The sequence below is a fragment of the Phyllobacterium sp. LjRoot231 genome, from assembly GCF_964253365.1.
In the GTDB taxonomy this organism is placed as follows: domain Bacteria; phylum Pseudomonadota; class Alphaproteobacteria; order Rhizobiales; family Rhizobiaceae; genus Phyllobacterium.
Genome location: NZ_CAXUQT020000002.1, coordinates 40,606 through 60,097 on the forward strand (window position 1 = coordinate 40,606; position 19,492 = coordinate 60,097).

17 protein-coding genes are annotated in these 19,492 nt (G+C 56.9%); 9 read left to right on the forward strand and 8 right to left on the reverse strand.

Annotated elements, in window-relative coordinates; all coding sequences use genetic code 11:
- Positions 1-3: 3 nt before the first annotated feature.
- Positions 4-1,569, reverse strand: coding sequence for a phytoene desaturase family protein (locus ACSQ3H_RS23820; protein WP_436119596.1), 1,566 nt, complete (start codon positions 1,567-1,569; stop codon positions 4-6).
- Positions 1,556-3,175, reverse strand: coding sequence for a phytoene desaturase family protein (locus tag ACSQ3H_RS23825; protein ID WP_436119597.1), 1,620 nt, complete (start codon positions 3,173-3,175; stop codon positions 1,556-1,558). The genes ACSQ3H_RS23820 and ACSQ3H_RS23825 overlap by 14 nt, the downstream gene beginning before the upstream one ends.
- A gap of 281 nt (positions 3,176-3,456) precedes the next feature.
- Between ACSQ3H_RS23825 and ACSQ3H_RS23830 the strand changes: the two genes are divergently transcribed.
- The 3 genes from ACSQ3H_RS23830 to ACSQ3H_RS23840 are packed head-to-tail and all read left to right on the forward strand — an operon-like array spanning position 3,457 to position 6,547.
- Positions 3,457-4,128 (forward strand): TetR family transcriptional regulator C-terminal domain-containing protein, encoded by a 672-nt coding sequence (locus ACSQ3H_RS23830; RefSeq protein WP_436119598.1) that lies wholly within the window; start codon positions 3,457-3,459, stop codon positions 4,126-4,128.
- Between the two features lie 26 nt (positions 4,129-4,154).
- The gene (locus tag ACSQ3H_RS23835) at positions 4,155-5,237 is read left to right on the forward strand and encodes an ABC transporter substrate-binding protein (RefSeq protein ID WP_436119989.1); all 1,083 of its coding nucleotides are present in this window, start codon (positions 4,155-4,157) and stop codon (positions 5,235-5,237) included.
- The gene (locus tag ACSQ3H_RS23840) at positions 5,234-6,547 is read left to right on the forward strand and encodes a flavin monoamine oxidase family protein (RefSeq protein ID WP_436119599.1); all 1,314 of its coding nucleotides are present in this window, start codon (positions 5,234-5,236) and stop codon (positions 6,545-6,547) included. The genes ACSQ3H_RS23835 and ACSQ3H_RS23840 overlap by 4 nt, the downstream gene beginning before the upstream one ends.
- On the opposite strand, the gene ACSQ3H_RS23845 is transcribed toward ACSQ3H_RS23840, so the two are convergent.
- Genes ACSQ3H_RS23845 through ACSQ3H_RS23855 form a run of 3 tightly spaced genes read right to left on the reverse strand, consistent with a single transcriptional unit; the run spans position 6,511 to position 9,327 of the window.
- Positions 6,511-7,584, reverse strand: a complete 1,074-nt coding sequence (locus ACSQ3H_RS23845) for an ABC transporter ATP-binding protein (protein WP_436119990.1) — start codon at positions 7,582-7,584, stop codon at positions 6,511-6,513. The genes ACSQ3H_RS23840 and ACSQ3H_RS23845 overlap by 37 nt on opposite strands.
- A gap of 7 nt (positions 7,585-7,591) precedes the next feature.
- Positions 7,592-8,413 carry an ABC transporter permease gene (locus ACSQ3H_RS23850; protein WP_436119600.1) on the reverse strand — a complete coding sequence of 274 codons (822 nt, stop codon included), beginning with the start codon at positions 8,411-8,413 and terminating at the stop codon, positions 7,592-7,594.
- Entirely contained in the window at positions 8,410-9,327 is a 918-nt protein-coding gene (locus tag ACSQ3H_RS23855) for an ABC transporter permease (RefSeq protein WP_436119601.1), read from the reverse strand. The genes ACSQ3H_RS23850 and ACSQ3H_RS23855 overlap by 4 nt, the downstream gene beginning before the upstream one ends.
- A gap of 248 nt (positions 9,328-9,575) precedes the next feature.
- On the opposite strand from ACSQ3H_RS23855, the gene ACSQ3H_RS23860 reads away from it, so the two are divergent.
- Complete coding sequence (locus tag ACSQ3H_RS23860; protein WP_436119602.1) at positions 9,576-10,997, forward strand: aminotransferase; 1,422 nt, start codon at positions 9,576-9,578, stop codon at positions 10,995-10,997.
- Positions 10,998-11,073: 76 nt separating this feature from the next.
- On the opposite strand, the gene ACSQ3H_RS23865 is transcribed toward ACSQ3H_RS23860, so the two are convergent.
- On the reverse strand, positions 11,074-12,270 hold the full coding sequence (locus ACSQ3H_RS23865; RefSeq protein ID WP_436119603.1) for an aromatic ring-hydroxylating oxygenase subunit alpha: 1,197 nt from the start codon (positions 12,268-12,270) through the stop codon (positions 11,074-11,076).
- 459 nt (positions 12,271-12,729) lie between these two features.
- Between ACSQ3H_RS23865 and ACSQ3H_RS23870 the strand changes: the two genes are divergently transcribed.
- On the forward strand, positions 12,730-13,383 hold the full coding sequence (locus tag ACSQ3H_RS23870; RefSeq protein WP_436119604.1) for a TerC family protein: 654 nt from the start codon (positions 12,730-12,732) through the stop codon (positions 13,381-13,383).
- Between the two features lie 112 nt (positions 13,384-13,495).
- Positions 13,496-14,434, forward strand: a complete 939-nt coding sequence (locus ACSQ3H_RS23875; protein ID WP_436119605.1) for a DUF930 domain-containing protein — start codon at positions 13,496-13,498, stop codon at positions 14,432-14,434.
- A 66-nt stretch (positions 14,435-14,500) separates the two neighbouring features.
- Here the strand turns inward: ACSQ3H_RS23875 and ACSQ3H_RS23880 are convergent, their stop codons facing one another.
- Positions 14,501-14,749, reverse strand: coding sequence for a hypothetical protein (locus ACSQ3H_RS23880; RefSeq protein ID WP_436119606.1), 249 nt, complete (start codon positions 14,747-14,749; stop codon positions 14,501-14,503).
- Between the two features lie 154 nt (positions 14,750-14,903).
- On the opposite strand from ACSQ3H_RS23880, the gene ACSQ3H_RS23885 reads away from it, so the two are divergent.
- Entirely contained in the window at positions 14,904-15,521 is a 618-nt protein-coding gene (locus tag ACSQ3H_RS23885; RefSeq protein WP_436119607.1) for a TetR/AcrR family transcriptional regulator, read from the forward strand.
- 27 nt (positions 15,522-15,548) lie between these two features.
- Here the strand turns inward: ACSQ3H_RS23885 and ACSQ3H_RS23890 are convergent, their stop codons facing one another.
- The gene (locus tag ACSQ3H_RS23890; protein WP_436119608.1) at positions 15,549-16,181 is read right to left on the reverse strand and encodes a GntR family transcriptional regulator; all 633 of its coding nucleotides are present in this window, start codon (positions 16,179-16,181) and stop codon (positions 15,549-15,551) included.
- 165 nt (positions 16,182-16,346) lie between these two features.
- On the opposite strand from ACSQ3H_RS23890, the gene ACSQ3H_RS23895 reads away from it, so the two are divergent.
- Entirely contained in the window at positions 16,347-17,771 is a 1,425-nt protein-coding gene (locus tag ACSQ3H_RS23895; RefSeq protein WP_436119609.1) for a M20 family metallopeptidase, read from the forward strand.
- A complete protein-coding gene (locus tag ACSQ3H_RS23900) occupies positions 17,764-19,440 on the forward strand; it encodes a M28 family peptidase (RefSeq protein ID WP_436119610.1) in 1,677 nt (558 codons plus the stop codon). Before ACSQ3H_RS23895 ends, ACSQ3H_RS23900 begins: the two co-directional genes overlap by 8 nt.
- Positions 19,441-19,492: the final 52 nt, after the last annotated feature.

The following is a 19,492-nucleotide window of genomic DNA, read 5'->3' on the forward strand; positions in this document are numbered from 1 at the left end:
CTCTCATCCTTTCATCGCAATTATACGGCGTGCCGCATTCAACCCGGGAACGCCCGACACACCGCCGCCCGGATGTGAGCCCGAACTTGCGAGGTAGAGTCCGTCGATCGGTGTATCGTAACCTTCTGCGCCGAAGACGGGACGCGACATCAGCATCTGATCGGCCTGCAGCTCACCATGGTGCCAATGCCCGCCTGGCATGCGGTAGCGCTGTTCGATGTCGAGTGGTGTGAGAAGCTCGGCGTGGCGGATCGACTTGCCGATACCTGGGGCATAGGTCTCCAGCTGCGCGAGAATCGCCTTCAAAAATTTCGGTTTGCCGCTGCTCCAGCCTTCTTTCAATGCATAGGGCGCATATTGGACGACAGCGGAGAGAGTGCAGGCGCCGTCAGGCGCGAATGATGGATCTATCAGGCTCGGTAGAGTAATTTCCATGACCGGGTCCGGTGAGAATTCGCCATACTTCGACGGATTGAAGGAGCGTTCGACATGGTTCACCGACGGCGCAATGACCAGCCGCCCGTGGTGTCCGGCCGCACCCAGGCCGAGAAATTGCGGCAGCCCGTCCAGCGCCAGATGCAGTTTGGCCGCGTCGCCGTTGACGCGGATATTGCTGACGCGCCGGACAAAACCCGTATCAATCTCACGCGTTCCTATTAAATCAAGGAACGTCGCGCGGGGGCTGATGGCCGATACAACGGTTTTCGCCCGGACTTCCTCGCCATCTTCCAGCACGGCACCGACTGCCCGGCCATTCTCCACAAGGATCCTGGCGACAGGAACATTCGAGCGGATGGTGACGCCGGCTTTCTCCGCAGCGCCCTGGATCGCGTTGACCACAGCACCCGTTCCGCCGACGGGGTACATCTGCGCACCGGGCTGGCCGTTGATTTCGCCCGCAAGCCGGTAGTAAAGCCCGAGCAGCGATGTGGGCGACCGTGGCCCGAGATGGCTGCCGAGGGTGGCGTCAAAAGCCAGGAGGCCCTTCAATCGGTCATCAACGAGATGTTCGTCCAGGACATCGGCAACATTCATCAGCAGCATGCGCAGAAAGTCACGCATGTCCTCCTTGCCGAGCCGGCGTAAGGAGATGCCGGTCATGGCCAATGTCGCGGTCTCTGCAAACGACATGCCGCCAAGATCAGGCGGCCGGCGAGCCAACAGGGGTTTAAGAATCCCGGCGTAGCGGAAAAGCTGGGCGCGTAAATCGTTCCATGCGGACTGTTCCAGCGAGGAAGCGCCGACCAGACTTTCCCCGTAGGCCCCGATAAGCGTGAGCGGTGTGCCTTTTGTGGAGAGCGCTGTGCTCGGCATGAAACTGGCTGGATCGAACTTCAGGCCGTGTCTTTCCAGCTCCAGCGTCTTGACGACTTCGGGGTGCAGCCTGTTGATCAGGTGGGCAACCGATGACACCCGGAAACCCGGCGCGAACTCCTCGGTGCGCGCCGCGCCGCCAGTCTGGCTGTCGGCCTCAAGGACCAGAACTTTTCGCCCGGTTTTACCGAGCGTTGCTGCCGCAACCAGGCCGTTGTGGCCGCCGCCAATGACGATCGTATCAAATGACATCATGGGCCGGGCTCATATGTTTGGTGCTGCGCGAGAGATCGCGCAGGATTTCAGCCGCGGCATTGCGTCCGGGCGCACCCATGACGCCGCCGCCGGGATGGGTCGACGATCCGCACATGTATAGCCCACCGACCGGCGAACGGTATTGTGCGTATCCGGGGACAGGGCGGTTGAACAGCAACTGATCGAAGGTCAACTCGCCCTGGAAGATATTTCCTTCCGTCAGGCCGACTTCCGCCTCCAGTTCGCGCGGTGTGCGGACCTCCATATGGACGATACGGTCGCGGAAACCCGGCGAATAATCGGCGATCTGTGATACCACGGTTTCGCCGAATGCGTCGCGGTCGGCGTCTGTCCATTCGCGGCCTTCAACCTTGGGCGGGCAATATTGCACGAAGCAGCTCATAAAGTGCTTCCCGGGCGGCGCCATTGTCGGATCGAGCGTCGTTGGAATAACCATGTCGAGGAAAGGATCCGCTGACCAGCGTCCGGCTTTCCAGTCGTCGTACCCGCGCTCCATACGCTCCACGCTGTCGGTGAAATGCATGTCGCCGCGGTAGACCGGGGAATCCTTCGGCAAAGCGGGAAATTCCGGCATGGCATCGAGCGCGATATTCACCTTTCCCGATGAACCGCGCATCTTGAAATTCTTGACGCGCCGCAGGAAGATATCGGGCAGTTCCTTTTCCTCTACTAATTTCAGGAATGTTCTTTTGACGTCGGCGTTGGAGATGACCACCTTGCCAGGTATTTCTTCACCGTCGACGAGCACAACACCCTTGGCGGACCCGTTTTTGACGAGAACGTGATCAACCTCGACGCCGGTGCGGATCGTTCCGCCGGAAGCTTCGAACGAGGCTGCGAGAGCCTTGGTGACCGCGCCCATGCCGCCGCGGGCGTAACCCCACGCACCAACAGACCCGTCAACCTCGCCCATGTAGTGATGCAAAAGCACATATGCTGTGCCGGGTGACATTGGCCCGAGCGCCGTGCCGATGATGCCCGACAGCGCGAAGTTCGCCTTGATCACGTCGGTTTCGAAATATTCATCGAGAAAATCCGAAATCGACATCGTCCAGAAGCGCAAGGTGTCTGCCATCTCCGTGGCGCCGAGCCCGGCAAATTTCTTGCCGAGATACATCAGTTCCGAGATATCACGTGGCCGGAAGCTCGTTGGATCCGCGGCGGTGCGCATGAGCAACGGCTGTATGAACCGGCACTGCCTCGTCACGTCGCGCGCATATCGATCATATGCTTCGGCATCGCGCGGCGAGAAGCGCGCGAATTCCCGTCGATGCGAGTGATGATCGCGATAATTGGCAAGATAGTCGCCGTCCTGGGTGAAGACGGCGCCGCCTTCATACGAAATGACCTGCAAACCAAAGCGCGGCAGCTCCAGATCGCGCATGATCTCCGGCCGGAACAGCGAGCACACATACGAACAGTTCGAATAGAGGAAGCCGGGGGTCAGCGATCTGCTGGTGGCTGCACCGCCAATCCAGTCGTTCTTCTCCAGCACGAGCACGTCAAGTCCGGCGCGCTGAAGATAGCACGCATTGACCAGTCCATTATGTCCCGCCCCGATGACTATGGCGTCCCAACGTTTCATTCGCTACCCGTTCCACCTTGTTCTTGCTCCATAATTCACACGAGAAATAACGACTTGTCCAGCGGATATTGAATGAATGTTCAACAAATATTATTGCGTTTTGAGCGACGTGCGTTATTGTTTGGGAAGACTGTGGACATTACGCCCTCGACGGAAACAGAGAGCATCCGGCCTTGGAAACGATGCAGACCGAGCTTGACAATGACGGCTTTCACTTCACTCATCGGCATGAAGATGCCGGGCGGGAGTTGCAGCCCTGCAAAATGCAAAAGAGGTCAAGCATGAAAGTCACACCACTTAAGGAGAAGGACGCGGAAAAACGCGGTCGCAAGGCTTCGAAGGAAACGCGGCAGCTTCAGCTCATCGAGGCGACGATCGATTCGCTCGCCAAGCGCGGCTACTCCGAGACCACCATGGCCGATGTGGCGGATGGCGCTGGCCTCTCTCGGGGCATCGTCAATTTTCATTTCGAGAGCAAGGAAAAGCTGCTCGTCGCAACGCTGCAATATATGTCGGAAGAATATTCGGTTCATTGGCGTAATGCGTTGGCGAAAGGCGGCGACGATCCTGCCCGACAACTTGCCAGCGTTGTCGCTTCCGACTTCGACCGCGCCATTTGCAACAAGAGAAAGCTCGCCGCGTGGTGCGCCTTTTGGGGCGAGGCGAAGTCGCGGCCGACCTATCAGGCTCTGTGCGGAGCACGGGACGAGGCATACCAAAATGTGATCATCGACATCTGCAAGAAGCTCAAGGACGACGGAGCCTATACGTTCGATGCCACGGCGACCGCCCTTGGGCTGAGCGCCATGCTCGAGGGCCTCTGGTTGCGGCTAATGATGGGAACCGAGGAGGTCACGCGGGAAACGGCGTATTTTGCCGCCTGCGACTACCTGGCGTCCGTATTTCCAAAACACTTCTCAAGAGAAAATTTGCCAGCGAAGAAAACCGCATGAACGGTTAGCAACAAGGGGAACGAATGATGAATAAATCGGGCCGCCATCTTGGCATGATACTTGGAGCAGCTGCCGCGCTTTCGGCTGCAGCGGCGACAATCGCCATCGCCGCGGACAAGGATCTCGTCATTTTTGACTGGGCAGGTTATGAAGAGCCATCATTCCACCCCGGCTATGTCGCCAAGAACGGTGGTTCGCCCACGTTCGCCTTCTTCGGAGACGAGGACGAAGCCTTTGAAAAGGTCCGTTCAGGCTTCAAGGCCGATCTCGGTCATCCTTGCTCACAGAGTGTGAAAAAGTGGCGCGAAGCCGGTTTGCTAGAGCCGCTAGATACGACAAAGATTACCGGATGGAATGATCTGTCGCCAAGTATTATGGCGATGAAGGATCTGACAACGACGGCGGATGGCAAGGCTTGGTTCATGCCATGGGACTGGGGAAATACGTCGCTCACATACAACACCGACAAGGTCGATGCGAAGGATGTGCAATCGCTCAAGGCATTTGCCGATCCGAAGTTCAAGGACCGTGTGTCGATCGGCGACAATGTCGACGATGCTTATGCTCTGGCCAGCCTCGCGATAGGATTGAAGGACTGGACGAAGATGACCGATGAGCAGTTCAAGCAGGCCTCGGATTTCCTTCGTCAGGTGCACAAGAACGTACGGCTCTACTGGACCGATACAACCGAGATCGTCCAGGCGATGGGCGGCGGTGAAGTCGATCTTGCCTGGGCATGGAACGATGCAGCGACACAGCTCACTCTTGCAGGCACGCCCGCTGCCAGAAAACCCGACACCGATGAAGGCATTTCAACCTGGGTTTGCGGCTATGTACGGTTCAAGGATGCGCCGGGCTCCGAAGCAAAGGCCTATGATTTCCTCAATGCCGTCAATGATCCGGCTATCGCAACCTATATGGTGAACGATTGGGGATACGGTATGGCGAATGCCAAAGGCATGGCATCGGTCGATCCGAAATTGCTGGCGGTAAAGGGCTATGCCAACGACGACAAATCCAACGAAAATACCTTATTCCAGTCACCGCTGCCCAACGAATTGAAGGCCAAAATGATTGCCGAGTTCGAGAAGATCAAGGCGGGGTATTGAGAGAGAAGTTCAACCACACTCAAGTTGTCATCGTCGGCGCAGGCTTTACCGGTCTCTCGGCGGCGGACGAATTGCAACGCGCCGACATCGACTTTGTGCTGCTCGAGGCACGAGACAGGGTAGGAGGACGTGTCGAGGCGATCACGAATGGCCTCGGCGAACTGCTGGATATGGGGGGCCAGTTCCTCTGCGATGACATGCCCGAAGTCATGGCTTTGGCACGGAGCCATGGCAAGACATTCGTGGATACGCCCAGTCGCGGCGATACCGTAGCTCAGCCGCCCCCGCACGGCAGGCACGATGCCACGCAAATCTCGGCCGGATCAATGGCGCTACGCCACCGCCTGCGAAATACCGATCCGAATGATCCGGCAGTATCGGGATTGACGGTGCAGTCCTGGGTTGAAAGCCAACAGGCTAATCCAGCCGTCAAACAAAGGTTTCTCTCGATGATCGAGGGGTTGTGGTGCCGGCCGGCCGAGCTTGTTCCGCTTTGGTACGTAATCGACAATGACCGGCGTATCACCAACAGGGTTTCCGAGCTTCAGTACTTCCTCAAGGAAACCATGCATTCGCTTGCAGCAGATATTGCGCGGTCACTTGGCAGTTCGGTTATGGTGGGCGAACCGGTCGAAAGCATCGAGACAACCACGTCCGGTATGGTGGTCCGCACTCCATCAGCGGTCTTTTCGGCGAGCGAAATCATCGTTGCCGTGCCACCGGTGATGGCGCACGAAATCAGTTTCCAGCCCTTGCTTCCTGCCGTGACAGACCGCGCGCTCGTTGCCTGGAAGAGCGGGACCGTGGTCAAGTTGTTTCTACGCTATGCCAAGCCGTTCTGGCGGTTTTCGGGCTTGAGCGGCAGCGTCATCTGGGTTGATCCGCGCGGCCTCTATGCGTGTGATGCAAGCCATGATGACGAGCACCCGGCCCTTGTTGTGTTCGTTGGCGGCCCAATCGCCGTTGAGTGGGCGGCCCTTGGGGAGGCGGCGCTCAAGCAGGAGTTGGTATCGAGACTGGTGGTGGCACTTGGACCTGACGCTGGCGATCCGCTGGATATCCTTTTGCGAGATTGGATCGGCGACAGATGGAGCGGCGGTGGCTATTCGGATATCGTCGAGGTGATGCACGCAACCGATGCAGAAAATATCCTGCGTCGTGGCCTTCCGGGCATCACCTTTGCCTCGTCAGAACTCTCGACATCGTTTCCCGGCTATATCGAAGGGGCGATCGTTGCCGGGCGTTTGGCAGCGCAGGCCACCATCAAGCGTCTTCAGTCGGCCAGCGCCACCAGAGCATCCGGGTCGTAGGCCAGACGAATAGCAGCGCCAACCGGGATATCGTCAGCACCAAAATTATTGGTCTCCGTCACCGAGAGCGGTTTTTCAAAGCCCGGGATTTCGATGACGAGATGGGTGATTTCGCCGAAATAGTGCCGGTCGACAACCTTGCCCGCAACTTCATATTTGTCCGTCGCATCGTCCCATAAGACCCGCAGACGTTCCGGCCTGATGCCGAGCGTTGCCCCCTTGCCGTTACGCACAAAGGCCGCCGGCTTGTCGGTCTTCACGCGTCCAAAACCTGGCGTGTCCAATATCATCGAGACGCCGTTCTCCTCGACGATCTCTGCCTTGACGAAGTTCATGCCGCCGAGGAAATCAGCCACTTGGCAATTGACTGGCCGCTGATAAATCTCCTTGGGTGATGCGACCTGCGCGATTTTCCCACCGAACATCACGGCGATGCGATCGGACATCGCCAGGGCTTCATATTGATCATGGGTGACGAGAATGAATGTGATGCCGACGGCCTGTTGCAGCCGGCGCAATTCGACCTGCATCTGTTCGCGCAATTTCTTGTCGAGCGCCGAAAGCGGCTCGTCGAGGAGGAGAACCTTTGGGCGCATGACAAGCGCGCGGGCGAGGGCTACACGCTGGCGCTGTCCGCCGGACAATTCGGTCGCACCGCGTTTTCCGAGCCCGGTCAGTGATACTTGCGATAGGGCTTCCTCGACGCGGCGCTTCTCTTCGTCAGCTCCGAGGCGCAACCTTTTCAGCCCATAGCAGACGTTCTGTTCGACATTGAGGTGCGGAAAGATTGCGTAGCTCTGAAACACCATATTGATTGGCCGCCGGTTGGCGGGTATCCCGTCCATCGGCTGGCCATCGACCGAGATCGATCCGCTTGTCGGCGTGTCGAAACCGGCAATCATGCGCAACAGCGTGGTTTTTCCACATCCGGAAGGGCCGAGCAACGAGAAGAACTCGCCCTCACGGATCGTCAGCGAGGTCTCGTCGAGCGCTTTGAAGGCGCCATAGCTTCGCGTTACACGCGAAATCTCGATCATCGTTCGTTCAGGCAATCAGGTCTCCCATGTTCTGGGTGCGGCGGCTCGCGCGGCGGCGCACAATTTCTGCGATCATCAATAGGACGATGGAGCCCACCAGGAGCAACGTTCCGAGCGCGAGGACGCCCGGGAGTTTCGCGGCAAACCGCAACTGGCCCCAAATGTAGACGGGCAGGGTTGCGTCGGTGCCAGTCAGGAAGAATGCCATGATGAATTCATCCAGCGAGATGGTGAAGGAGACGAGCAAGCTTGAAATGATTGCTGGCGAAACCATGGGCAGCGTCACCCGCCAGAACGTTCCGAAAGCGCTCTCGCCGAGATCGGCGGATGCTTCTTCCAGGCTCCGGTCGAACCCCTCGAATCCCGAGGTCAGTACACTGAGCGAATAGGGAATGCAGATGAGCACATGGCCGAACACGACGGTGATTAGTGACAGGTTGAGACCGAGTTGCAGCATGACCAGCAACATGGACACCGCGACGATGATTTCCGGCAAGACTAATGGCGCCATGAGGAGACCATTGATGCTGCGCCTGCCGGGAAAGCGATAGCGTGTAATGGCGCGGGCGGCGCATATGCCGAATATTGTGCTTAGAAGAGAGGCCGATACGCCGACGAGCAGGCTATTCCATGCCGCATCTGTCAGTGCCGGCGTGCGCGTGAGGTCGCCGTACCATTTGAACGTGAAGCCGCTGAGCGGAAATTTTGGTGTTGCCGAGGTGTTGATCGAAAAGATGGGCAGGAAGATCACGGGCAAATAAAGGAAGACGATGTAGAGAAACGCGTAGGTCTTCAACCAGCTAGGAAGAATGCTCTGCAGAGTTTTCATCGTATCCGCCTCGCTGCCGTGCGAATGATCAGCACAACTGCAGCTGCCATTGCTGTAACGACGGCCATCGTTGTCACCGACAGCGCAGCGCCCAAGGGCCAGTTGGCGCCTTTGCCGAACTGAGCCTGAATGGCATTGGCGATCATGACACCGTCCTTTCCACCGACGAGACGCGGTGTCACGAAATCGCCGACGGTGGGAATCATGACGATCAAGGTCGCGGAAATGATCCCCGGGGCAGAGAGCGGCAGCGTAATTCTAAGGAAGCGCCTGAGCGGGCCATCGCCAAGATCGGTTGCGGCCTCGACGAGCGGTCGATCAATCTTTTCCAGCGAGACGAAGATCGGCAAAACGGCAAACGTTGCCCAGGCGTGGGTCAAAGTGATGACCACTGCGCTTGTATTGTAAAGGAACGCGTCCGATGGTCCGTTGGTCAGCCCCAGGCCCATCAATGTTGCATTGAGAACGCCGTTATAGCCGAGGATGACCTTCCATGACATCACCCGCAGCAGATAGCTGGTCCAGAACGGGATTGTGATCAGGAACAACCACAGGCCTTTGTGCCGGCCACCATGGAACGAGATGAAGAAAGCGATCGGATAGGCAAGAACGACTGTAAAGAAACTGACGAGCAAGGAAATCCATAGAGAGCGCATCAGCAGATCACGATAGATGGGGTCGGTCAGCGCCACGCGGTAGTTTTCGAGCGTGAATGTCCTGTCGATCGTCAGGTAGTTTTGCGTCCAGAAGCTGTTCGCGATGACCAGGAGTATAGGCACAACCAGAAAAATTACAGCGTAGATGAAGGTGGGGCTGATGAGGCTTAGACCGCGAGCGGCCTCCGATTGCAGAACAGGATTTTTTTGGCTTCGGACCAGTACCGGTCCGGCGATCCGCTCTGCCGGCGCCGTCATTCGGACGGCCCATGCAAGTGACTTGCCATCGGGTATGCTAGCATATCTTTCCCATTCGTCTGATCGGCGCGGCACGTTCCCTTATGTGCCATCTTTCTTGCATCATGCGCCGAACTGCCGATTGAAATCAAGTATTATTTCTGACATATTGATTGAACGAACATTCAATATAGCAGAAAAATCTCATTTATTTCTGATAATTGAATATGATTGCGATCCGGTTATCCGGTCAACAAGGCGAGGGAATAATGGCGGCGGTGAAACAAATATGGGCGGCGGGTGAGACAACAACACTGGCAAACCATGAAACGATCGATCGCGCCAAACGGCACCTGATGCAGCCATGGCCCAATGCCGGAGAGATTGGCGCGGAGACACGGTCCCTTATCCGCAGCGGTGAGGGCATTTACATTACCGACGGGGAGGGCAAGCGTCTGATTGATGGCCCGGCCGGCATGTGGTGCGTTAACGTCGGTCATCGCCGTGAGGAATTGGCGCGCGTCATGTACGACCAGGCCATGCAGCTTTCCTACAATACACCCTGGTATACGATGAACGAACCATCGGCGGTGCTCGCCGAGCGCATTGCTGCTTATGCACCCGGCGACCTCAATCATGTCTTTTTCACCACGGGCGGCTCGACCGCCGTTGAGAGTGCGCTGCGTTTCATGCAGTTCTTCAACAATGCCCGCGGCAGGCCGGATAAGAAGCTGATTCTGTCGCGGGGAGGCGCCTACCACGGCTCGACCTATCTGTCGGCGTCGTTGAATGGCCGCCCGCGCGATCGTGACTGGATGGACGGCGCCGATGAACTCGTCGTCAAATTGTCTTCGCCAGACGCATTCCGCCGGCCCGAGGGCATGAGTATTTCCGCATTCTCGGACATGCTCGTTGCGGAATTCGAGCAAACCGTCGGCCATGTGGGTGCCGACAAGATCGGCGCCTTTATCGGCGAACCCGTTCAGGCGTCGGGCGGGGTCATTCTGCCACCGGAGAACTACCTACCAAGAATTCGCAAAATCTGCCGTGATAATGAGATCCTTTTCATCGCCGACGAGGTGGTCACCGCCTTTGGCCGGCTCGGCCATGTCTTTGCTTCCGGGGACGTCTTCGGTATCGATCCGGATATCATCACATTCGCCAAGGGGGTTACCTCCGGTTATTTCCCCTTGGGTGGCATGATCGTTTCCGAGCGCCTTCTCGAAGAATTGCGCCGTTCAAATCACCCGACCGCGATGTACGCGCATGGCCTGACCTATACCAGTCATCCTGTCGGCTGCGCCGTGGCCCTCGCCAATCTTGATCTGCTTGAAGAAGGCATCCTTGTGCATGCGCAGTCGGTTGCTCCCTATTTCCAGCAGCAATTGAAAACACTTGAGGATCTGCCGTTGGTCGGTGAGGTTCGCGGCATCGGTCTAATGACCTGCGTCGAATGCGTTGCCGACCGCGATAGCAGAAACCCGTTGCAACTCGATACGAATGTGGGAATGCGCATCGATGCGCACTGCCACGAACTCGGCCTGCTGGTGCGCCCGCTCATCAACATGTGCGTGATGTCGCCGCCGCTTGTCATTACTCGTGAGCAAATCGACGACATGGTCGGGATACTTCGCGAAGGCATTTCACGGACGATGGACGATCTTCGCTCGGAGGGTGTCTGGCTGGGCTAAGCAGTAGAATAGGGCGAAAACAATTGGCCCGACAATGTCATCATTGCCGGGCCAATCGCTTGTTTTGTGGGTGGACTCAGCTTTGTGCGCTGAGTTGTTCGTTGAGCGATGATACGTCCCTCTCGTCCGGTGCCTTTTCGACCTTCAGCACCGGCAGCACATTGCGCAGATGATCGTGATGCGAGCGCACGCCATATTCGAGGTCTGACAGATAGAATCCCGAGAATGATTTCGACAGCATCGACTCGTTCGACCATTTTGTCAGCTGGACGTCTTCAGACGTCGTCTCACGATCGATGCGCGAGGCGAGATACCGCGCGGCCCTCTGCTGACGCGTTTCATCCTTGTAACGGAAGACAGCGCCGCGCAGCAGGGTTTCTCCAGTGGAAAGCGGAAACTCCTGATAGTACTGCGCGCCTTCGGGCGTAACCGAGATCACGGCGTTTGGAAACAGGCCGTAGTAGATCCATGCCTTGCGGAGATTCTCAGGCAGATGTGTCGGTTCTGGAGCCAACTTGATATAGTTGCGGACACTCCAGCGCCGTCCTGCATGAGGATTGTAGCTGGCAAAGGACCGCGAAACACCGTCGACGAAGGGCTCGTCGTAATAGGTCGAGCCATAGAGATCTTGAAGGGCAGGGTGTGCCATCGCCACGTGGTAGCCTTCATTGTCCACATCGCGAACCGACTTCCAGTTGACCGGCGATTTCTGTGTCCAGAATCCGGCCGGCACCATATCTGCGATTTTATAATGCGTAATCTCCGCTTCGAACGGTTTCATCAGAGTGGCAATCGATCGCTGCCCGCTCTTGCGAAAGCGGATGAAGATCAAACCCATCCAGATTTCGAGTTCGAGCGGCATCAGACCGAACTCGTTTTTGTCCATCTCCGGGAAAGAACGCGGCCGCGCCGCACCTCTCAGAGTGCCATCGAGATTATAGACCCAGCCATGGAACGGGCAGACGAGCGCGTTGTTGCATGTGCCTTTATTATCGGCGACGACGCGCGAGCCGCGATGGCGGCAAATATTGTGAAACGCTCGAACTTCGCCGTCCTTGCCGCGCACGATCAATGCCCGCTCCCCCACGACGTCAAGCGCGACGTAATCGCCGGCATTCGGCACATCACAGACATGTCCGGCAATTTGCCAATGGCTGCGGAAAACGTGTTCCTTCTCAAGTTCGAGCAGTGCCGGGCTACTGTAACTCCAGGCCGGCAATCCCCGCCGGTCCCAATTGTTTGGAATCGTTAGGTCGCGCTGTTGAACGTGCATGATTTTGCTCTTATTTATTGAATGTTCATTCAATATAGGCATAATCATTGTTGATTTGCAAGCTGTTACGTCTTTTTTCAATTACCTGGTGGCTATCCATTTGACATCGCTTGCATCAATCGATCGTGCCCATAATGCGCGATCCTGCCCGCTAATTTACAGGTCGCGGTATTTCCAGCTGAAAGCTGCCATTTGGTATCCTGATATTGTCCCCTTGAGTTGCGTTCGAGTTTCGAATAGGAATGACGCATCAGGCCGGGCCCCTCTGGCAGTTCTCGCGAACTGTGATGTCGGACTGAGTGTTCAACTTGGATGGCCTGGTGTTCGTGGAATTCAATCAACCGTAGTTTCTTCACAGTAAAATCCGCATTCGGTACGGATGTGCAGATTGCAAAAGCTTTGTGAATTCGGCTATTTCACGGAATTTGGGCGCCCCCTGTTATGGAAATCGGGTAGCACATGAGCGAACTTCTTACTGCCGGCGCATTCTCAGCCCTGCTCCAGGTCATCATGATGGATCTGGTCCTGGCTGGCGACAACGCAATCGTCATCGGCCTGGCGGCCGCCGGTTTGCCGAAAGAACAGCGCAACAAAGCCATCCTTATTGGCATAATCGCCGCCACGGTGCTTCGTATCATCTTTGCCGTCGCTACCACCCAGCTACTGCAGATCATCGGTCTCTTGTTTGCGGGTGGTATCCTTCTGCTTTGGGTTTGCTGGAAAATGTGGCGAGAACTGCGCACCAGCCATGCCGAAGAGACTGAAGCGAATGAGGCTCTCTTGCGTGGGGATATCAATGGTGACGGGCAAGTTGCCGCGAGTGCTCCGCGCAAGACCTTCGCTCAAGCGGCATGGCAGATCGTCATCGCCGACGTATCGATGTCGCTCGACAATGTGCTGGCGGTAGCCGGTGCTGCGCGTGACCACCTGGAAGTACTCGTCTTCGGCCTTATTCTGTCCATCGCCCTTATGGGTATTGCCGCAAGCTTCATCGCGCGGTTGCTTCAGCGCTACCGTTGGATTGCCTATATCGGCCTGGCGATTATTCTCTACGTAGCGCTCGATATGATCTATCGGGGAGCCAATGAGGTCCTGGCCTATGCTCAAGTGTGATCAACTGCCGGCGTCTGTCGCCACCGGCAGTTGAACTATTGGGTACCTCCCTCTTGTTGGGAACTGCTCAAGCGCCTAGGTTTCACATATGCGGTCCGTTATCGTTTGAGCAATGCAACAGTACAAGAAGCCGTGGAGGGGATGGGGCGCACTAGCGTCTGTTGCCTTGCATCTGTCAGTGGTTTTTCTACTGTTGTTCCGCTTGTCCGAAGCGCTGCCGAAACCACCGGAAGAGAATATCAAGGTCGAGGTTGTGCCTCCGCCGCCACCCACGCCGCCAGAGAAGACACAAAGCAAGCCTGCCAAGAGCGCGGCGCAACCAGCGCCGCCGCCATCTCCGCCATCGCCGCAGGCGTTCGAGTCCGCTCTAGCCAAAACCGACCAGAAGGTAATCGAGCCCCAGCTGCCTCCAGCGGAACAGGACGCGCCTCAAAGCGCTGATTCAACGCCTCAGGATGCTTCTCCGGCAAAGCCAGAGACAGAGCCGGCTGCAGACGAGGTGCCCTCCGGCGCCAAGCCGGACCTGCCAAAGCTTGATCTTCCGGTGACGGATACGGGCGATGTACCGCGCAAGGACGATGTCCCCATCGCGCAACAGGCAGCGGATGCAAAAGCAGCTGCGCAAAGCGAGAAGGCACCTGAACAAAAGCCAACGGAGCCGAAGAGTGGCAAGCAAAAGCCGCTCAAGCTCGTCCAGGCGAAGAAACTGTTTTCACCCAATGCATTGTCTGATCCGAGGGTGAGACAGGCGATCGGCAACCTCCCGACAAACAGGAGAATCACGCAGCTGTGCGGCATTGAGGCCATGGAACAGGTTCGCAATCAAAGGACGGACACCGACTTGCTGGCCTACAGCCCGTCTGGCGGAACCATCTCGAATGGCACATTCAATTCCAGGGAGGGGGCATTTCGTAGCCGATCAAACTGGTACAATCTGGACTTCAAATGCCAGGTCGATGCCGCAGCGATGGAGGTCGTTTCTTTCAGTTTTGCGATTGGCAACGCGGTACCACGAAACCAGTGGCCTGCGCGCAAGCTGCCAGTAGACTAGTTTAAACGAAAAACTGCGGTCCTTCCGGAGAAGAACCGCAGTTTTCGATCATAACTCAATCACTCGTTAGCAGGCGGCTCCTTGACACACCTTGCTCAATAGGTCCGTGCTGCCTTTCAGCGGCTGCGCGGTGACAAAAGTCGGTAACGGACGGCGCCACTCACTGACGGTCTCATGACTGAAATTCTTGGTCGCTACTGTCGTCATAAGGAGCTCGAGCTCTTTTCGGCTGACGCGATCGGCACGCATGACAGCGTTGATCAGCGGGTCCGAAAGGACTTGTGACTGTGTGAGGTCGGAATAGAACTGGGACATATTGGTCTCCTTTTCGATGACCAGTAAAACTGTATTGGATCAAAATTACGGCGTTGGGGGTTACGGGCAGGGTGGCGAACGAGTGAATTGACTTCGGCATTCAATGTGTGTTACCGGTCAGTAACGTCGCAATAGTTACTAAGCGGTAACATCTATGTCAAGCACCCTTTCGCCAAAAATATCCGATTATTCTGACAACCCTGTGAACGTTCTTACACGTCCGCGTGAGCGGATCGTGAAAAGCGCTATTGAGCTTTTCCGCCAACATGGAATTAAAGGTGTCGGTGTCGATGCTATTGCGGAGGCCGCAGGCTCCAACAAGATGACGCTCTATCGCCACTTTGGTTGCAAGGACGATCTGGTTTGCGAGTGTCTAAAACAGGTGTCGAGTGAAAAGGAGCGTATCTGGACCGATCTGGAGAACGCTTATCCCGACGATCCAGCCAAGCAGTTGCGGGGTTGGGTCGATGAAGCTGCCCAACGCATCTTTAATGATTTGCGAGGCTGCGATCTCGCCAATGCCGCAGTTGAATTAAAAGAAGCCGGCCATCCGGCGCAAAAAGTCATTATGGACGCAAAAAAAGCCCATGTGCAGCATTTGGTCGAGCTTTGCCGCAGGGCTGGCATTCAACAATATGAGCAGCTTGCTCAGGCGCTTGTACTCTTGGTCGAAGGCGCACGCGTTTGTGGCCAGAGCATCGGTATCGAAGGGCCGCAACAGCGGTTAAAGCAAACTTGCGAGGCCATGATCGATGCGTTTTCCGGCACTTGATCGATAGCTTCTCCAATCGGTCGCCGATCAGGGCTGCCTGATATGCATCACAGTCACGCGCTTCAGTTCTTCTATATCACCAGCCGCCAGCGCGTCGATCATCTGATGGTGCTCGCGCGATGATTGTTCGATGCGCGCACGTGTTTTCCATTGAGACACGGGTGCAGACGACGTCCTTTGTCGGATTTCCGTGACCAGATTTACCAGTTCGCTGTTGCCACAGAGCGCCAGCAATTCGCGGTGAAAGGCGAGATTGGCTTCGTAGAGCTCGATCATCGTTCCGTTCATGATGAGATCGTCAAAACGGTGCGCAAGGTCGCGGAGCTTTTTCGTCGTCAACTCCGAGGCATTGGCAACGATCTTGTCCGCCACCGCCGTTTCAAGGATGACGCGAATATCGCTCACCTCCGTCGCCTGGCGACCATCGGGCTCGAAGACGTGGTAACCGCGATTGGGGACGTGTTCGACCAGCCGCTTCTGAACCAGCCTGTCAAGCGCACGCCGCACTTCGGGCCGGGTGCTCTGGTAGCGCTGTTCGAGATCGATTTGTTTCAGCCACACGCCCGGAGCGAGCACGCCGGCGAGAATGTCATGCAGAATCAAGTCGGTAACATCGACGGATCTATGCTGTGACCCGGCTTTCGCTTTTAGTTCACTCATTCCTCTCTCCCGTATTCCATCGAAATGCGTGCCTGCTAAAAGGCGTTCGTCCCTCACGAGATGTACGCCAGACAAATAATTTTACACAGAGGTTGCGTAAAAATTATTTGCGTCTAAATTGGTGCCAATTTTGGTTACTATCACAAAACAATCAATCGGGAAATCATGAGAAATTCGGGAGAGATCTGGGAAATTGTCGAAGCCAAACGCGATGCGTTCTATGAATTGAGCGACCGGGTATGGGAGACACCAGAAACAAACTACGAAGAATACCGGTCGTCGGACGAGCACGCCCATCTGCTCGAGAAGGAAGGGTTTCGCGTCACACGCGGGATCGCCAATCTACCGACGGCAGTCATGGGCGAGGCGGGAGAAGACGGCCCGGTCATAGCCATTCTCGGCGAATTCGATGCACTTCCCGGCCTAAGCCAAGTTGCGGGCCTGGCCGAAGAGCGGCCGCTGATCGAAGGTGGAAACGGTCACGGCTGCGGCCACAACCTTCTCGGGTCAGGATCGATGCTGGCGGCCGCTGCCGTCAAGGACTACCTGGCGAAAAACAATCTGAAGGGGCGCGTGCGCTACTACGGCTGTCCCGCCGAAGAAGGCGGATCATCCAAGGGCTTCATGGTTCGGGCAGGTGTTTTCGACGACGTCGATATCGCGATTTCCTGGCACCCTGCGGCCTTGGCCGGCGTCAACAATCCAATCTCGCTTGCCTGCAACGAAATCAATTTCCATTTCAGCGGCCGTGCATCGCACGCCTCGGCAACGCCGCATCTCGGGCGTAGTGCATTGGACGCTGTCGAATTGATGAATGTCGGTGTGAACTACATGCGCGAGCACATGCCATCGAGCGCACGTATCCACTATGCCGTCACCGATACGGGTGGCTCCGCTCCGAATGTCGTTCAGGCGCGGGCGACCGTACGCTACCTCGTGCGGGCGCGCGACCTGCCCGAACTCAACAATCTTGTCGCGCGGGTGAAGAAGGTGGCGGATGGAGCGGCCTTGATGACCGAAACGACCGTGCGCAGCCGGATTATCAGCGGCGATGCCAATCTTGTCGGTAATACACCGCTCGAAGCGTTGATGCATTCGCAGCTGGAACGTCTTGGCCCTCCTGAATTCGACGAGGCCGATCATGAGACTGCGCGAAAATTCCAGGAGACGTTCTCACAAGAGGACATTGCGGCCTCATATCTGCGGTTCAACATCACCCCGAAGAAAGGCCAGGCGCTGTGCGACAGCATTTTCCCTCCTGAAAGCGGTGACGGATCGATCGTCGGCTCGACGGATGTGGGAACAGTAAGCTGGGTTGTGCCGACAGTTCAGATGCGGGGAGCGACCTGCGCCATCGGCACGCCGGGACACTCATGGCAATTGGTCGCCCAAGGCAAGTTGCCCGCTGCACACAAGGGCATGGAACATGCTGCGAAAGTGATGGCAGGGACGGCTGTCGACCTTCTTGCCAATCCGGATCTCATTGAAGCGGCCAAGGCCGACCATCGAAAGCGCCTGGACGGAAGGCCTTTCGTCAATCCGATCCCGGACGACGTTCAGCCACCCTTGCCGGAGAACACGGATGTCTGAGACAGGCCTCGAGCCGGACACAGACCAGCTGATGGGGCACATTCGCGAATTCTCGCGAAGAGTGAAATTGTCCGGCACGCCTGAAGAACTCGAAAGCTTCCGCTATCTGCAAGCGCAGATGCAAAGCTTTGGCTACGATACCCGGCTTATCCAGCACGATGCCTATATCAGCTTGCCGGGCAGGGCACGTGTCATTGTGGATGGCAAGGTACTGCGCTGCGTCACGCATTCCATGTCCGTTTCCACCCCCGGCATTTCGGCTGAACTGGTCTACGTCGGCGAAGGCACAGCGGACGATTTCACCGCTGCAAAGGTCGCCGGGAAAATCGTTCTCGTCGACGGCATAGCCACCGAAGAGGTTGCTGCGCTTGCCAGCGCCACAGGGGCGATTGGCCAGCTCCACATCAGTCCCAACGAACATCTCTACGAAATGTGCGTGTCGCCTGTGTGGGGGAGCCCTTCACAGCATACGCGTTCAAGCCTTCCTTCAACGGTCATCTGTTCCGTGCCGAACGATGAAGGGACGAAGCTGCGCACGCGCTGTCAGCTTGGCGAGACGGTCAATGTCTCCATGCAGGCCGAGGTCGATACTGGTTGGCGCAAAACACCTTTGCTGATCGCCGAATTGAATTCATTAGCCGACGAAGCGGATGAACCCTTCGTGCTTTTCTCTGGTCATCACGACACATGGCACTACGGTGTCATGGACAATGGCGGCGCCAATGCGACGATGCTGGAGGCAGCACGCTTGCTTGCCTCGCATCGCGACGAATGGCGAAGAGGGCTTCGTATCTGCTTCTGGTCTGGCCACTCGCATGGGCGCTATTCGGGCTCGGCATGGTATGCGGATGAATATTGGAACGAGCTGGAACAACGTTGCGTCGCGCATGTCAATGTCGATTCGACTGGTGGTGAGGGAGCAAGCGTACTCTCCAATTCAGGCGTGATCGACGAGTTGAAGGCGGTGGCCTTCGAAGCGGTCGAAGCCGTCAGCGGACAGAAACATGCCGGGCGCCGCCACGGCCGGGCCGCCGACCAGTCTTTCTGGGGCATCGGCATTCCTTCGATGTTCGGAAGTCTCAGCCACCAACCGCCGGGACCTGTGAAAATGCTGACGGCGCTCGGCTGGTGGTGGCATACCCCGCATGACACGATCGAGCACATCGATCCGAAGAACCTTGTCCGCGATACGAGGATAGTTCTCCGGGTTCTACGACAGCTGCTGACATCCCACATCCTGCCTTATGATTATACGGTCTACGCTGGTTCATTCGCTGACGAGATTGCGCGGCTCAAGGAACAACTCGGTGACAGGCTGGATATAAGTGCTCTCGATGCTGCCGTGTCAGCCCTCCGGAACAATGCCGCTAACCTGCTTGCGATGTCGAAAACCGCTACGGATGCCGATGCCTCGCCTATCAATGCCGCGCTCATGCGCGCATCGCGTCGGCTGGTTCCGCTCAACTATACGACCGGCGAACGTTTCCACCACGATCCGGCGCTGCCGCATCCTGCCTGGCCATCATTGGAGGGCATCAGGCAACTTGCGCGGCAACCGGAAGGTTCGTCCGAGCTGCCGTTTTATGCGGTGCATGCGCGGCAAACGCGAAATCGCATTGCCCATGCCTTGCGAGAAGCGAATGCGGAACTGGAGGCGGTACTGACTTGAACGCGGCCTGAAAACAGTTCGCGAAGAAATGAGGCCTTGCGGCCTCCAAAAA